Origin of the sequence: Pseudomonas moorei (assembly GCF_042846945.1) — a bacterium.
Classification (GTDB): domain Bacteria; phylum Pseudomonadota; class Gammaproteobacteria; order Pseudomonadales; family Pseudomonadaceae; genus Aquipseudomonas; species Aquipseudomonas moorei.
In genome coordinates, this window is sequence record NZ_AP035776.1 from 1,353,564 (window position 1) to 1,368,095 (window position 14,532).

Consider the following 14,532-nt stretch of genomic DNA (forward strand, 5'->3'; position numbering starts at 1 on the left):
TTTTTGTGCCAGAAATACCGACCCTGTAGAGCCGGCTTGTGGTGGTTATTTGCGGTTCAACATCACCGGCAACTGCGCCACCAGCTTCGCATTGTTCAACGGCGCCCGGATAAAGCCGCGCTGTGTCCCGTCCGGCCCGATCACCGCCAGGTTGCCGCTGTGGTCGACGGTGTAGTTGGGCTTGCTGGTGTCCGCCGGAATGAACGGAATGCTCACCGCATTGGCAACTTTTTGCAGTTCTTCGATCGATGCCGGGGTCAGGCCGATGAACTGTGGATCGAAGTAGCCCAGGTATTGCTTGAGCTGCTTGGGCGTGTCGCGATTCGGGTCGACGCTGACCAGTATGATTTGCAACTTGGCCACCGCCTCGGGTGGCAGTTCGCTTTTGATCTGGCGCAATTGGGCGAGGGTGGTCGGGCAGATGTCCGGGCAGAAAGTATAGCCAAAGAACAGCAGGCTCCATTTGCCTTTCAACTCGTTGATCGTGACCGGTTGACCGTCCTGGTTGGTCATCGTCACGCTCGGCAGGCTGCGGCTTTGCGGCAGCAGGATGATCCCCGCATCGATCAGCGCCGTCGGGTCGCCCTGGCCTTTGCCCGATAGCACTTTATTGATGGTCAGGCCCAGGACCAGTGCGATCAGGGCGACGAGGATGAAGACGGTTTTCTGGGTTCGAGTCATAGGTTCAACAATAAGTAGTGATCAACGAGCAGGGCGATGAACAGCAGGAACAAGTAGTAAATAGAGTACTTGAAGGTGTTGATCGCCGCGTGCGGCCGAGTGCCACGGTACAGCACCACTGACCATTGCAGAAATCTGGCGCCCAGGCCGATGGCGCAAATCAGGTAGAGCAGGCCACTCATGTGAATCACGTATGGCATCAGGCTGACGGCCAGCAGCGCGCCGGTGTAAAGCAGGATATGCACCTTGGTGTAATGCTCGCCGTGGGTCACCGGCAGCATCGGAATATCGGCCTTGGCGTATTCCTCTTTGCGGTGAATGGCCAGGGCCCAGAAGTGTGGCGGGGTCCAGGCGAAGATGATCAGGACCAGCAATAGTGGTTCGGCACTGACGTGACCTGTGGCGGCAGTCCAGCCGAGCAAGGGCGGAGCGGCGCCGGCCAGTCCGCCAATGACGATGTTCTGCGGCGTCGCGCGCTTGAGGAAACCGGTGTACACCACGGCATAGCCCAGCAAGGAGGCGAGGGTCAGCCAGGCCGTCAGCGGATTGGTGAAGGCCAGCAGCAAGGCCTGGCCGAGCACCGCCAGCACCAGGGCAAAGGTCAGCGCGGCGGCCGGTGAAACCCGGCCTTCGGCCAGAGGTCGTTTATGCGTGCGGGCCATCACCGCGTCGATGCGCCGGTCCACCACATGGTTGACCGCAGCCGCACCGCCCGCGCACAAGGCGATCCCCAGATTACCGAACAGCAATACGGTCCACGGCACGCCGGCGCGGGTCGCGAGGAACATCCCCACCAGCGAGGTGATGAGCATCAGCACCACCACTTTCGGTTTGGTCAGCTCCAGGTAGTCACGCCAAATCGCCTGACTGGGACGTTCGCCGATCAGAATCGCCATGGCATCTCTCCTTTTATTGTTATGGGCCCGGCTGTTTGTTTACGCGGACTGAAGCGCCAGCGAGTCGGCTGCTTGACCCGAACCAGGCTGGTTCGGGCGTGATAATTGACCAACACCATCGTCAGCAGCAGCGCAGCACCCCCGGCGTTGTGCGCGACGGCCACTGGCAGCGGCAGATGAAACAGCACGTTGCTGATACCGAGGCTGATTTGTGCGGCGAGGGCAGTCAGTACCAGGCCGGCCAGGCGTGTCATGCCGACCGCCTTCAGTTGCCACGCCAGACCCAATAGCACGAGTGTCACCAGCAATGCGCCGATGCGGTGAGTCAGGTGAATCGCGGTGCGGGCATCGCTGTCCAGTTGCCCGCCGAGGTAATTCGGGCCGATATGTTGGGTCAGGTGAAAGCCGTTGGCGAAGTCGGCGGGGGGTAGCCATTGACCGTGGCAGGTCGGGAAGTCGATGCAGGCCACGGCGGCGTAGTTGGAACTGACCCAGCCGCCGAGGGCTATTTGCAGGATCACCAGCAGCAACCCGGCCGTCGCCCAGTGCTGCAAACGCCTTGGCACCGTCAGCGCCGGCAGCACGCCGGACAGGCGCAAGGTCAGTAGAAACAACAGGCTCAGCGTGGCAAAGCCGCCCAGCAAATGTCCGGTGACCACCTGCGGCCAGAGCTTGAGCGTCACCGTCCACATGCCGAATGCCGCTTGGCCGAACACCACCGCCAGCAGGAACAACGGCAGCTTCAGCGGTTGTCCCGGATGCCGGCGATTGATCCAGGCGCGTGCGGCCAGCACCGAAATAAGCATGCCGAGGGTGCCGGCAAAGTAGCGATGGATCATCTCGTTCCAGCCCTTGTGGGCCTCTACTGGCGCATCAGGGAAATGCAATTCGGCATGGGCCAGTTGGGCTTCGCTTTTCGGCACGCTGATAAAACCGTAGCAGCCGGGCCAGTCCGGGCAGCCGAGGCCGGCGTGGGTCAGGCGGGTATAGGCGCCGAGCAACACCACAATCAGTGCCAGCAAGGTGGCAAACAGCGCGAGGCGAAATCCAGGTTTGGCCATGACGATGCCCTTATCCGATGTTCGACAGTTTCAGCAGTTGGCGCAGGTCGTTGAGCAAGTCCTTGCCCTTGACCGACGGGTCGTAGCGCAACACCAGATTGCCGTGTGGATCGATGATCCACAGTTGCGGGGCAGCCTTGTCGCCTGTGGCCTTGCTGAAGGTGCTCAAGTCCAGCGGATAGCGCTGCAGCTGTGGATATTCGCGGGTCAGCCTGGCGTCGTACTCGGACGTCAAGGGTTGGGCCGTAGCGAGTGCGTGGCTGGCGCGAGAGGCGTCGCGACCGAGGCCAATCTGGATTTGCCGCGCCAGATACACCAGTTGCTGGCAGTCCACCGCGCAATCCTTGGGCGCGGTGACCAGCATCTGCCAGCGGTCCTCTTGCGCCTGCACGCCAATGTCGGCGCGGGTCTGGCCGTTGCCGATCAGTTCGCCGTGATAACTGCGGCCCTCCGGCACCCAGAACTGCAGTTTGTACATGCCGGTGGCGAGGATCATCGGACCGATCACCCCGAGCAGGATCAACAGCAACTGCAAGCGCCCCTTGCGCCGACTCGCCGGCGTTTTCGCCTCAGACATGCTGGGTGGATTCATGGCCGCTCCCATGGTGTTTCTCCTTTGCGTTTTGCCAGCCGAGGTAGAGATAAAGGCCGAACAGGGCAATCGCCATGGCGAACCACTGCACGGCATAAGCGATGTGTTTTTCCGGACCCATGGCGACGACGGGCCAGTCGGCCCGGTAGGACGCGGGGCCGCTTTCCTCACGTAATTCGTAGGCAAAGCCTTCGCGGCCGAGGGTTGACCAGAGTTTTGTCGGGTTAACTGCCGTCACCAGTTGAGGCCAGGTCGTTGAGTCGGGGTCGGCATGGAGCTGGAAGGTTGCGCCGGGAGAGATATACACCCAGGCGTCGAGGCTCAAGGCATCGGCAGGGGTGGCGAATTGTGGGGGTGTGCGTCGGTCCGGCCATGGCAGCCAGCCGCGATTGACCAACAGCCAGAGCCCTGTTGCCTGATCCTGAAACGGTTGCAGCAACTCGATCCCGACCTTGCCGTCGCGCTGCCGGTTATCCAGCAGCAGACTGTGGGCGGCATCGAACCGGCCGTGCAGACGTACCCGGCGAAAGGCCGTGTCTGCGGTATGTTGCAGCTCGGTGCTGGCCATCGGCTCGGCGGCCCGGCGCTCGGTGTAGCTTTGCAGTAGCGCGCTTTTCTCGGCGCCCCGGCTCAGTTGCCAGAAACCCAGGGACACCAACAGCGGCAACAACAGCGCCACCACCAGCGTCGGCAAGATGCCCGGCCGGAAGCGCTTCATGGCGTCGCCAAAAAGTCGGTCATCGCGATAGCTATACTCAAGTGCATCGCTTGTCCCCCCGGAGTTTTACCCATGCTCAAAGCAGCCATCGTCCTGATGCTGATTGCCACGGTTGTCAGCCTGTTCAGCGGCCTGTTTTTTCTGGTCAAGGACGACAGCAGCTCAAACCGCCTCGTCATTGCCTTGAGTGTCCGTGTCGCACTGGCCGCCATTACCGTCGGCTTGATCGCCTGGGGTTTTTTCAGCGGCCAGTTGGTGTCGCATGCGCCGTGGTAAGGCCTAGAGCACGTAGACGAAAACGAACAGCCCGATCCACACCACGTCCACGAAGTGCCAATACCAACTCGCCGCCTCGAAGCCGAACTGGTGATCGGCGTCGAAGTGCCCGCGCATGATCCGCATCAGCATCACGAACAGGATGATGGTGCCGATGGTCACGTGGGCACCGTGGAAGCCTGTGAGCATGAAGAACGTCGCGCCATAGATGCCCGAACCCAGGGTCAGGCCCAGTTCGTGATAGGCGTGCATGTACTCTTCGGCCTGGAAGGTCAGGAACGCGCAGCCAAGCAGCACGGTGATCGCCAGCCAGAGTTTCAGCGCGCCGCGATGGCCTTTTTTCAAGGCGTGGTGGGCGATGGTCACGGTCACGCTGGAGCTCACCAGCAACACGGTATTGAGCAGCGGCAGGCCCCAGGGACTGATGACTTCCTTGGGCGGCGGGAAGAGTTTGGAATCCGGGTTGTGCAGCAGCGGCCAGGTGAACTGGAAGTTCGGCCAGAGCATATGGGCGATGCCCTTGGTGCCTTCCCCGCCCAAAGCCGGGCCGGAGACGTGGCGCACGTAAAACAGCGCGCCAAAAAAGGCGATGAAGAACATCACTTCCGAGAAAATAAACCAGCTCATGCCCCAGCGGAACGAGCGATCCATCTGCGGGCTGTACAGTCCGCCGCGACTTTCCTTGATCACCGTGCCGAACCAGCCGAACAGCATGTAGGCCAACAGCAGGCCGCCGACGAAAAAGATCAGCGGGCCATGGGATTCCGGCCGCGCGGCTTTCAGGTCGTTGAACCAGGTGCCCAGGCCGAACACGGTGGTGAGCATGCCGAGCGTGGCAATGATCGGCCACTTGCTCTGGGCGGGAACGTAATAATGTTCATGAGTTGCCATTTATTGTTCTCCTTATCGGGCACGCTCAACCGCCAGTGTGTGCAACGACTACCGGTGGATGTCGGGCGGTGATATCGAACAGCGTGTAGGACAGCGTCAGGTGCTTCACATCCTTGGGCATATCACGGTCAACGATGAAACGTACCGGCATCTCGATCCGTTGACCGGGCTGCAGCACTTGCTGGGTAAAGCAAAAACATTCGGTCTTGTGGAAATACGCCGCCGCGGTGCTGGGCGCGATGCTCGGGACGGCCTGGGCGCTCATCGGGCGGTCAGTGGGGTTACGCGCGATGAAGATCATCTCGTTCACCGCCCCCGGATAGGCCACCAGATCATCGCCCTTTGGATAGAACTCCCACGGCATGTCGGCGTTGTTCATCGACAGAAACTGCACACGTACCTGTCGCGAGGTGTCGACCGTTTGCTCGCCCTCATACTGCCCGGCGGTCTTGCCATTGATGCCGAACGCCTTGCACATCACGTCGTAGATGGGCACCAGGGCAAAACCGAAGACAAACATCGCTACCACCACCAATAACAGGCGGGTGACCAGTTTCTTCATCGAAATCGAGTCAGCCATGGTTTACGACCTCAACGCATAACCCCGTCGGAACGCGGCCTTGTGGCGAGGGAGCAAGCTCCCTCGCCACACAAGCTCGCTCCCACAGAAGGGCAGTTGTTCATTTCACTTCCGGTGGCGTGGTGAAGGTGTGATACGGCGCCGGTGACGGGATGCTCCACTCCAGGCCTTCGGCCCCATCCCACGGTTTGGCCGGTGCTGGCGGGCCGCCGCGAATGGTCTTGATCACGATGAACAGGAAGAAGATCTGTGTGGCGCCGAACATGAACGCACCAATCGACGACACCATGTTGAAGTCGGCGAATTGCAGGTTGTAATCCGGAATCCGCCGAGGCATGCCCGCCAGCCCCACGAAGTGCATCGGGAAGAAGGCCGTGTTCATGCCGATGAATGACAGCCAGAAATGCAGCTTGCCGAGGGTTTCGTCGTACATGTGGCCGGTCCATTTCGGCAACCAGTAGTAGGCCGAGGCGAAGATCCCGAAGATCGCCCCTGGCACCAGCACATAGTGGAAATGCGCGACCACGAAGTAGGTGTCCTGGTACTGGAAGTCTGCCGGAGCAATGGCCAGCATCAACCCGGAGAAACCGCCGATGGTGAACAGGATCACGAACGCCACGGCAAACAGCATGGGGGTCTCGAAGGTCAGCGAGCCCTGCCACATGGTGCTGACCCAGTTGAACACCTTCACACCCGTCGGTACCGCGATCAGCAGCGTGGCGTACATGAAGAACAGTTCGCCCACCAGCGGAATGCCGACCACGAACATGTGGTGCGCCCAGACGATGAACGACAGGAACGCGATGCTCGCCGTGGCGTAGACCATCGAGGTATAGCCGAACAGCGGTTTGCGCGAGAAGGTCGGGATGATCGAGCTGACGGCACCGAAGGCCGGCAGAATCATGATGTACACCTCGGGGTGACCGAAGAACCAGAACACATGCTGGAACAGAACCGGGTCACCGCCACCGGCGGCGCTGAAGAAGCTGGTGCCGAAGTGGATGTCCATCAGCATCATCGTCACGCACCCGGCCAGTACCGGCATGACCGCGATCAGCAGAAACGCGGTGATTAGCCAGGTCCAGACGAACAGCGGCATTTTCATCAACGTCATGCCGGGGGCGCGCAGGTTGAGGATGGTGGCGATCACGTTGATCGCGCCCATGATCGAACTGATACCCATCAAGTGGATGGCGAAGATGAAGAAGGTCACGCTTTCCGGTGCATAGGTCGTCGACAGTGGGGCGTAGAAGGTCCAGCCGAAGTTCGGTCCGCCACCCGGAGTGAACAGGGTCGAGACCAGCAGGATGAACGCCGCCGGCAGCAACCAGAAGCTGAAGTTGTTCATCCGTGGCAGGGCCATGTCCGGCGCGCCGATCATCAGCGGGATCATCCAGTTGGCGAGTCCGACGAACGCCGGCATCACCGCACCGAACACCATCACCAGACCGTGCATGGTGGTCATCTGGTTAAAGAATGCCGGTTCGACGATTTGCAGGCCCGGCTGGAACAATTCGGCGCGAATCACCATCGCGAACGAACCGCCCAACAGGAACATGGTGAATGCAAACCACAGGTACAGCGTGCCGATGTCCTTGTGGTTGGTGGTCAGTACCCAGCGCATCAGGCCTTTGGCGGGGCCGTGGGCGTGGTCGGCATGACCGTGGTCATCGATAACGGCGCTCATGGCCTGTCTCCTGTCAACAGATGGGCGGGGCGGGCCGGGGCGCTTTGCCCCGACCGGTTCCTTACGTGCGCAATAGACCGGGTCATTTGCTTTCCGCCTGTTTCAGCTCCAGCACTTCTTTAGGGGTGACCATGTCGCCCTTGTTGTTGCCCCAGGCGTTACGTTCGTAGGTCACGACCGCCGCGATATCGACTTCCGACAGCTGCTTGCCGAACGCCGCCATGGCGGTGCCAGGTTTACCGAAGAACACGCGGTGCAGGTGGTCTGCCTTGGGTCCTGTGGCAATCGGCGAGCCCTTGAGCGCCGGGAACATCGGTGGCAAGCCCTGGCCTTCGGCCTGGTGACAGGCCACGCAGGTGGTGTGATAGATCTTGTCGCCACGATCCTTGAGCTCGTCGAGGGTCCATTCCTTGCTGGTCAGTTCTTTGAGCTGAGCGGCTTCGGCTTTGCGATCGGCCAGCCACTTGTCGTAATCGGCCTTTTCCTTGACCTCGACCACGATCGGCATGAAGCCGTGATCCTTGCCGCACAGCTCGGCGCACTGGCCACGGTAGATGCCGGGCTTATCGATGCGGGTCCAGGCTTCGTTGACGAACCCCGGGATCGCATCGCGCTTGACCGCGAAGGCCGGCACCCACCAGGAGTGGATCACGTCGGCGGATGTCACCAAAAAGCGCACCTTGGCGCCGGTCGGCAGCACCAGCGGCTTGTCGACCTCGAGCAAGTAATGCTCGCCCTTGGCTTCCTTGTTGTGGATTTGATCGGCGGGGGTGGCCAGGTTGCTGAAAAACTCGACGTCCTGGCCCAGGTATTTGTAATGCCACTTCCACTGGTAACCGGTGATCTGGATATCGATATCCGGCTCACTGGGGTCGTACATCTTGATCAGGGTTGCCGTCGCGGGAACTGCCATGGCCACCAGAATGATGAAGGGCACGATGGTCCAGAGGATTTCGACGGTAGTGCTTTCATGAAATTTTGCGGCCACCTGCCCGGTCGAGCGGCGGTGCAGAATCATCGACCAGAACATGGCGCCAAAGACGATGATGCCGATCACCACACAGATCCAGAAAATGGTCATGTGCAGGTCAAATACAGCGTGACTGATTTCAGTCGCTCCAGGCGCCATATTCACAGTCCAGGCGGCTTGCGCCTGGCTGAATATCGACCACAACAGGAGGCCCATCCAGACATGTGGATGTCGCATCATTGCGGGTTCCCCTTATCGTTCTTGTTATCCCGCCGGCTTTCACCTGCGGCAAGGGAGCGGCTGCATCAGACTACGAACTTGAATCGCCGAGCCTTGCTGCATTTGCAGTCGGGCGTCATCAGCTAACTCCATTCAAGTCCGAGTATAGACAGCGACTCTCACCTCGCAATGCGAAGGCGTAAATGATCTGAAACAGCATTAACTTGCGTTGCAGGTCACGAATGGAGAAGGATGCAGACGAGTGGTGGCAAATCGATATAACGCGGGCGTCTCAAGGATGAAATAATTATGACAAATGCGTCTTAGCATTTTTCGTCAGCCAGCTAAGTTATGTCTTCCCTATTTCATTGCCTTGTTTCCTGGAGTTTTCATGAACACCGCCGCATTGCGCGAGCAGATCCAAAAAGCCCAACAACACGAAGCCGAAACCGGCCTGCTGACTCGTCAGCTGGAAAGCAAGCTGCCTCACCTGCACCCATCGATCCAATTGCCCGACGCGGACGCCAAAGGCGTACTGACACGTTTTGTCGCCGCCTACATCGACGAAGTGCCTGAGCTGCTGGATGCAGCCAATGAAGTTGCCAGGGAAGCGGGTATCGAATCGCAGATCAAACCGGTGCTGACCATTGCCGAACAGTACTTCCTCCAGCCTCCAGCGATCATGGCCGGGCACGTCGGGCTCGACAGCCTGCTGGACGAGGCCTACCTGGCACATCGGTTTGTCGAAGAGGTCAACGACCTGTACATCAAGCATTTTGGCCAGCCACTGATCCCCCTGGACATGACTGTCGCCAACCTGATTGCCCACCAATTGATCGGTGAGGAATTCGCCAACCAACTGGACGAGGCAGTGCATCACGCCATCGACGAGATGCTCCACGAGGAAAGTTTTGCGCTGGAGTCGGTAGAGGCCTACCGCGAGACGCTCAGCAGCCCGGGTACCGGCGCCGCGTGGAAGCGCTGGCCATGCATGTCCCGCCGCCTGGGCGTGGGCCTGGAGCTGGAGGCCTGATCCACCTCCATCCACTGTAGGAGCGAGCCTGCTCGCGATGGTCGACAACGACTACGCGGGTATCCTGACACCCCGCGGTGTTCTTTTGCCCATCGCGAGCTCGCTCCTACAGGGGTATTCAGCCAGATGCACCTATACCGCTATTGGTCCGCACCCGTCCTTCCAACCGGCGCTTCAATCCCCAGGCCTCGATCAACAATTTCGAACCCTTCGCCGCATTCGCCCGACCCCACTCCTCCAACAACTCCAGACACGCATGATCGATGTAGCTCAGGTGATTGAGCGGCACGTGCACCGTTGCGCCGGCAGGAATGCTTGCCAGTACACGGGTCAGCGCCGGCACTTTGAGAAACGTGGCCGCCCCCACCAGCCGCAACTCCATTTCACCCTCTTTGGGCAGGTCGATCAGGCTGACCTTCAGGCGTGAGGCTTTCCAGGCCAGTTTGGCCAGGGTCAAGCCGAAGCCGATCAGCACGCCGGTCAGCAGGTCGGTGAAAACGATCGACAGCGCCGTCGCAGCATAAGTGAACATTGGCATGCGACCATAACGCCCCAGGCTGCGAAACGCTTTGAGATCGACCAGTTTGAAACCCGTGTAAACCAGCACGCCGGCCAGGCTGGCCACGGGAATGCTTTGCAGCATATTCGACAGCAGCATCACGAATGCCAACAACCACATTCCGTGGAAAATCGTCGAGTAACGCGTGGTGGCACCGGCCTGCACATTGGCCGAGCTGCGAACGATCACGCCGGTCATTGGCAGCGCGCCAAGCAGGCCGCAGAGCATGTTGCCGGCACCTTGTGCGGACAGTTCACGATCAAAGTCCGAACGCTGGCCACTGTGCATACGGTCCACTGCGGCGGCGGACAGCAAGGTTTCGGCACTGGCGATAAAGGCCACGGCAAACGCGGCTATGAGCAGGGTGGGATCAGCCAGGTTGAGCAGGTCGGTCGGTCGCAACCAATCAATGGCTTCAGCCAGGTTGGCCGGGACTTCCACGCGTTTGACCTGCAAGGCCATCACCAGGCTGGCGACCGTTGCAAGACTTACCCCAAGCAACGCGCCGGGAATGAAGCGCAGGGACTGCGGGCGCAGCCGTTCCCATAGCCACATCACAACGATTGTCCCTACGCCAAGCAAACCGGCCTGCCAGCCAAAGGAAGGCAAGGCCTGGGCCACGGCAGCCGGGAATGCCGCCAGATTATCCAGCCCTGAAGGCTTGGGCGCGGCATCGAGCATCACATGCAGCTGTGACAGGATAATCAACACCCCGATCCCGGCGAGCATGCCATAGACTACGGCGGGCGCCGTCACCCTAAACCAGCAGCCGAGCTTCAATCGACCAGCCACCAATTGCAGAAATCCCGCCAACAACAGGATTGGCCCGAGCATGGCCATACCGTGCTGGCGCACCAGTTCGAACACCAGCACCGCCAAGCCTGCCGCGGGGCCGCTGACTTGCAAGGGTGAACCGGCCAACCAGCCCACCACCAAACCACCGATGATCCCGGTGATCAGGCCTTTGGCTGGTGGGAGTCCTGACGCGATGGCAATACCCATGCACAAGGGCAGGGCGACCAGAAACACCACCACCGAAGCCAGCAGCTCACGTGGCAGAACAGCTTTGAGTTGTGCAGCACGCATGTTGATTCTCCCGAAGTTTTCTTCAGGCATGGCAAAGCCAGACTGCCTGATCGGCAGCCTCGGCTAAACCACGCGGGGATTTAGGAGTATTTAGAAGCGCGCTTTGGGCGTCGCCACAGGAATCGGCAGGCTGCCATTGAGGGGCAGGAAACAACCTTGATCTGCGTCGTAGGCTTTGATTTCGCTGGTTTCGATGTTGTAAACCCAACCGTGGATGAACAACTGACCATTGGCCATGCGCGAAGCCACTGACGGGTGCGTGCGCAAATGCTGCAGTTGGGCGATCACATTTTCCTCGGTGAGGATGTGCATGCTTTCGCTTTCATTGGCGCAGTTACAGTTGTCCTGAACCATGGTTTTCGCCACTTCGGCATGTCGCAGCCAGGCTTTGACCGTCGGCATTTTTTCCAGGCTCTGCGGATTGAGCACCGCACGCATCGCGCCACAGTCGGAGTGCCCGCAGATAATGATGTGATGCACGCCAAGAGCCAGCACGGCGTACTCAATAGCCGTAGAGACACCACCGTTCATTTGCCCGTAAGGCGGTACGACGTTGCCGACGTTGCGGGTAACGAACAGATCGCCGGGGGCGCTTTGGGTGATTAATTCAGGAACGATGCGCGAATCCGCACAGGCGATGAACATGGCTCGCGGCCGTTGGGCGGTAGCGAGTTTTTTGAAGAGTTCTTCCTGTTGCGGAAAGATCTCATGATGAAAATGCAAAAAGCCGTCAACGATATGCTGCAGCGCCGCATCGGCGGTTTCCGCCTCCGGTTGGGCAGGCGCCGACGCAGCCAACGGCTGTTTATCCTTGTCACTCATGATTCATCCTCTTTTGCGGAATCAGGGAATTTCCCTTTTTGTCCGGTATGAAGCCAGTGGCTGTTAAAAAACATCCAGGTCAAAAAATCTCGACCCATCAGTCACTCGATGAACAAGGTAGCTGCCGAATCTTAACTCAAACTGAATCAAGCGCTCTAGAACGTGTGTTCCAGGTCACAAAAAACGTGACCAGCCTAATGCCTGCGCGCGTTCCCCAGTACTCAACCATAGGTTATTTGTCCTTAAATCAATGACATTTGGCGACCTGGTGGACAAAAGGCTTCACAGTCCAGGTTGAAACCTTCCCGTTGATCAAGCCCCAGGCGCCGGATGGTTTTGGCAAAGCGCTGTGCCAACAGGTCGGCAAAGGGACCTTCGCCGCGCATCCGGGCGCCAAAACGACTGTCGTACAACTCACCGCCACGGCTCTGGCGAATCAGACTCAGGACATGGGCCGCCCGTTGCGGGTAATGGGCGTCCAGCCACTCCTCGAACAGCGGTGCCACTTCCAGCGGCAAACGCAGCATCATGTAAGACGCACTCTGTGCTCCGGCTGCATGAGCCTCGGTCAACAGGCTTTCAAGTTCGCTGTCATTGATCATGGGAATCATCGGAGAGCACAGCACTCCCACCGGAATTCCCGCCTCGCGCATGACCCTGATCGCCCTTAGCCTGGCCTTGGGCGCCGCCGCTCGGGGTTCAAGGATGCGTTTGAGTTCGTCATCCAGGGTGGTCAGGCTGATCATCACCGCCACCAGCCTTTGCCGGGCGAGTTCGGCCAGCAGGTCCAGATCGCGAAGGATCAACGAGCCTTTTGTAATGATGGTCACCGGGTGGCGATAACGCAGCAGCACTTCCAGGGTTTGGCGGGTGATCTTGTGTTCGCGCTCGATCGGCTGATACGGATCGGTGTTGGAGCCTAGGTTGATGGGCGCGCATTGATAGCCGCGCTTGGAGAGTTGTTCCTCCAGCACCTGAGCGGCGTTGGTCTTGGCAATCAGGCGCGTTTCGAAATCCAGCCCCGGGGACATGTCCCAATAGGCGTGGCTCGGTCGTGCATAGCAATAAATGCAACCGTGCTCGCAACCGCGGTAAGGATTGATCGAACGATCAAAAGGCAGATCCGGCGAATTGTTGCGGGTGATGATGGTTTTCGCCGCCTCGATGCGCACCTCGGTGCCTTGCGTGACTGGTACTTCCTGATACCAGCCGTCGTCCTCGGCTACCGAACGATTGGGCGCGAATCGGTTGTGCGGGTTGGTCGCGGTGCCGCGGCCACGTGGGGGCAATGGCGATTGCATGGGTGGGTCCTGGTTGCTGTATGTTTATACAGTACATCCCTGTGCCGCGGACGACCAGTGCCGTTCGGCATTTTCCTGTTTTTCATTATTTAAAACGGAGCGGGGTAAATAATAGATACATGTGTAATCTGGTTTGCATGTAATAGGTGTCGTTATTATTTTTCTCGCAGCAAAGCATAATTATGAATGTCACTTAAAAGGATTTAATCATGTCGTATTTCAATCGTCGTGGAATTTTTCTTCAGAAACTTGGCCCTACCGTAGTCGATCCGAATGAAGTGCTGGTTTCCATGCAGTTTTCTCTGAAGGAACCTACGCAGGATGAAGAGGGAGCACTCACCGAAAAGTTGATTGATTCCACCATTTTCATTGCGTCCTCTAATGATGGCGGCCAATCCTTCAGTATTGGCAACGCCAAAGATGTGGATGGTGATGGCGATATCGATAATGATGACAGGGCCAAGTTGCTGGCGCTTGCCAAAGCTTATGCAAATATCGTCCGTCCCTGAGTCATGATTGCCACTCACCTTCGACACGTTCAGCTGCCGAAAGTGAGTGGCGTGCTGCACATACGAGCTGTGCGCAGCGGCAGATAAGGATGTCTATCATGTGGAATCCCGCAAGCACGGGTGTGTTCTTACAGCGAATAGAAACACCGGAAAGTAACAAAATAGTTCTAAAAATTCTGAGGAAGTCATCGGGTGCCGGTTACGGAGATCTTGCTGAAGAAACAATCACGGTTTTGTATTTTAATCCGAGCGACAATGAAGATTACACTCTTCAGTTTGATCCGTGGTCCAACTTGGATGTCGTTGCTGATGACAGTATTGATGAGGAAGATATTAATGTAATCACTCGGCTTGCTCTGGAGTTTCGAGATCAGACAACAATCAGTTCCGAGTATGGGGTTTTTCTTGCAGTCATTCCTTTCAACGATAAATTGCTTCTGGTGCGAATTAAAGTATTTGATCTGGAGAATGACGAGCCGGAATTCCTTTATGTGTTAAGCGCGCTATCTCAAGATAACGGTGAAAATTTCACAGTAAGAAGGGTCAATCCTCATTCCGGTCCAGATGTCGAAGAGACCCCCGGCCTGGAAAAATTGATAAAGGCGTTCATCAAATTGAGTTTATGAATTCAACGTGATCCATGCACGTTTC

General features: G+C 58.5%; 16 protein-coding genes. 4 read left to right on the top strand and 12 right to left on the bottom strand.

Annotation, left to right across the window (positions count from 1 at the left end; genetic code table 11):
- Positions 1-45: 45 nt before the first annotated feature.
- Genes ACGJAX_RS06415 through ACGJAX_RS06435 form a run of 5 tightly spaced genes read right to left on the bottom strand, consistent with a single transcriptional unit; the run spans position 46 to position 3,948 of the window.
- Complete coding sequence (locus ACGJAX_RS06415) at positions 46-681, bottom strand: SCO family protein (protein ID WP_390957944.1); 636 nt, start codon at positions 679-681, stop codon at positions 46-48.
- Positions 678-1,577: a heme o synthase gene (gene cyoE / locus ACGJAX_RS06420; protein WP_090327128.1), complete on the bottom strand. Its 900-nt coding sequence runs from the start codon at positions 1,575-1,577 to the stop codon at positions 678-680. Before cyoE ends, ACGJAX_RS06415 begins: the two co-directional genes overlap by 4 nt.
- Complete coding sequence (locus ACGJAX_RS06425; protein ID WP_247255170.1) at positions 1,565-2,638, bottom strand: heme A synthase; 1,074 nt, start codon at positions 2,636-2,638, stop codon at positions 1,565-1,567. The genes cyoE and ACGJAX_RS06425 overlap by 13 nt, the downstream gene beginning before the upstream one ends.
- 10 nt (positions 2,639-2,648) lie before the next feature.
- Positions 2,649-3,242, bottom strand: a complete 594-nt coding sequence (locus ACGJAX_RS06430; protein ID WP_390957947.1) for a hypothetical protein — start codon at positions 3,240-3,242, stop codon at positions 2,649-2,651.
- Complete coding sequence (locus tag ACGJAX_RS06435) at positions 3,208-3,948, bottom strand: SURF1 family cytochrome oxidase biogenesis protein (RefSeq protein ID WP_390957949.1); 741 nt, start codon at positions 3,946-3,948, stop codon at positions 3,208-3,210. The genes ACGJAX_RS06430 and ACGJAX_RS06435 overlap by 35 nt, the downstream gene beginning before the upstream one ends.
- Positions 3,949-4,020: 72 nt before the next feature.
- Here ACGJAX_RS06435 and ACGJAX_RS06440 point away from each other — a divergent pair, with 72 nt between their 5' ends.
- The gene (locus ACGJAX_RS06440; RefSeq protein ID WP_008064738.1) at positions 4,021-4,224 is read left to right on the top strand and encodes a twin transmembrane helix small protein; all 204 of its coding nucleotides are present in this window, start codon (positions 4,021-4,023) and stop codon (positions 4,222-4,224) included.
- 3 nt (positions 4,225-4,227) lie between these two features.
- Here the strand turns inward: ACGJAX_RS06440 and ACGJAX_RS06445 are convergent, their stop codons facing one another.
- The 4 genes from ACGJAX_RS06445 to coxB form a co-directional block, all read right to left on the bottom strand.
- Positions 4,228-5,115 carry a cytochrome c oxidase subunit 3 gene (locus ACGJAX_RS06445; protein WP_390957951.1) on the bottom strand — a complete coding sequence of 296 codons (888 nt, stop codon included), beginning with the start codon at positions 5,113-5,115 and terminating at the stop codon, positions 4,228-4,230.
- Between the two features lie 25 nt (positions 5,116-5,140).
- A complete protein-coding gene (locus ACGJAX_RS06450) occupies positions 5,141-5,695 on the bottom strand; it encodes a cytochrome c oxidase assembly protein (RefSeq protein ID WP_247255166.1) in 555 nt (184 codons plus the stop codon).
- A 100-nt stretch (positions 5,696-5,795) separates the two neighbouring features.
- The gene (ctaD, locus tag ACGJAX_RS06455; protein WP_247255165.1) at positions 5,796-7,382 is read right to left on the bottom strand and encodes a cytochrome c oxidase subunit I; all 1,587 of its coding nucleotides are present in this window, start codon (positions 7,380-7,382) and stop codon (positions 5,796-5,798) included.
- 82 nt (positions 7,383-7,464) lie between these two features.
- Positions 7,465-8,592, bottom strand: a complete 1,128-nt coding sequence (coxB, locus tag ACGJAX_RS06460) for a cytochrome c oxidase subunit II (protein WP_247255164.1) — start codon at positions 8,590-8,592, stop codon at positions 7,465-7,467.
- Between the two features lie 370 nt (positions 8,593-8,962).
- Here coxB and ACGJAX_RS06465 point away from each other — a divergent pair, with 370 nt between their 5' ends.
- Complete coding sequence (locus ACGJAX_RS06465; RefSeq protein ID WP_390957954.1) at positions 8,963-9,604, top strand: hypothetical protein; 642 nt, start codon at positions 8,963-8,965, stop codon at positions 9,602-9,604.
- A 118-nt stretch (positions 9,605-9,722) separates the two neighbouring features.
- Here the strand turns inward: ACGJAX_RS06465 and ACGJAX_RS06470 are convergent, their stop codons facing one another.
- From ACGJAX_RS06470 to ACGJAX_RS06480, 3 genes are all read right to left on the bottom strand, one after another.
- A complete protein-coding gene (locus ACGJAX_RS06470) occupies positions 9,723-11,249 on the bottom strand; it encodes a SulP family inorganic anion transporter (protein ID WP_390957956.1) in 1,527 nt (508 codons plus the stop codon).
- Between the two features lie 90 nt (positions 11,250-11,339).
- Positions 11,340-12,071 (bottom strand): carbonic anhydrase, encoded by a 732-nt coding sequence (locus ACGJAX_RS06475; protein ID WP_390957958.1) that lies wholly within the window; start codon positions 12,069-12,071, stop codon positions 11,340-11,342.
- Between the two features lie 242 nt (positions 12,072-12,313).
- Entirely contained in the window at positions 12,314-13,372 is a 1,059-nt protein-coding gene (locus ACGJAX_RS06480; protein WP_390957960.1) for a PA0069 family radical SAM protein, read from the bottom strand.
- Between the two features lie 209 nt (positions 13,373-13,581).
- Here ACGJAX_RS06480 and ACGJAX_RS06485 point away from each other — a divergent pair, with 209 nt between their 5' ends.
- On the top strand, positions 13,582-13,881 hold the full coding sequence (locus ACGJAX_RS06485; protein ID WP_390957962.1) for a hypothetical protein: 300 nt from the start codon (positions 13,582-13,584) through the stop codon (positions 13,879-13,881).
- A gap of 98 nt (positions 13,882-13,979) precedes the next feature.
- Positions 13,980-14,507, top strand: a complete 528-nt coding sequence (locus ACGJAX_RS06490) for a hypothetical protein (RefSeq protein WP_390957964.1) — start codon at positions 13,980-13,982, stop codon at positions 14,505-14,507.
- Positions 14,508-14,532: the final 25 nt, after the last annotated feature.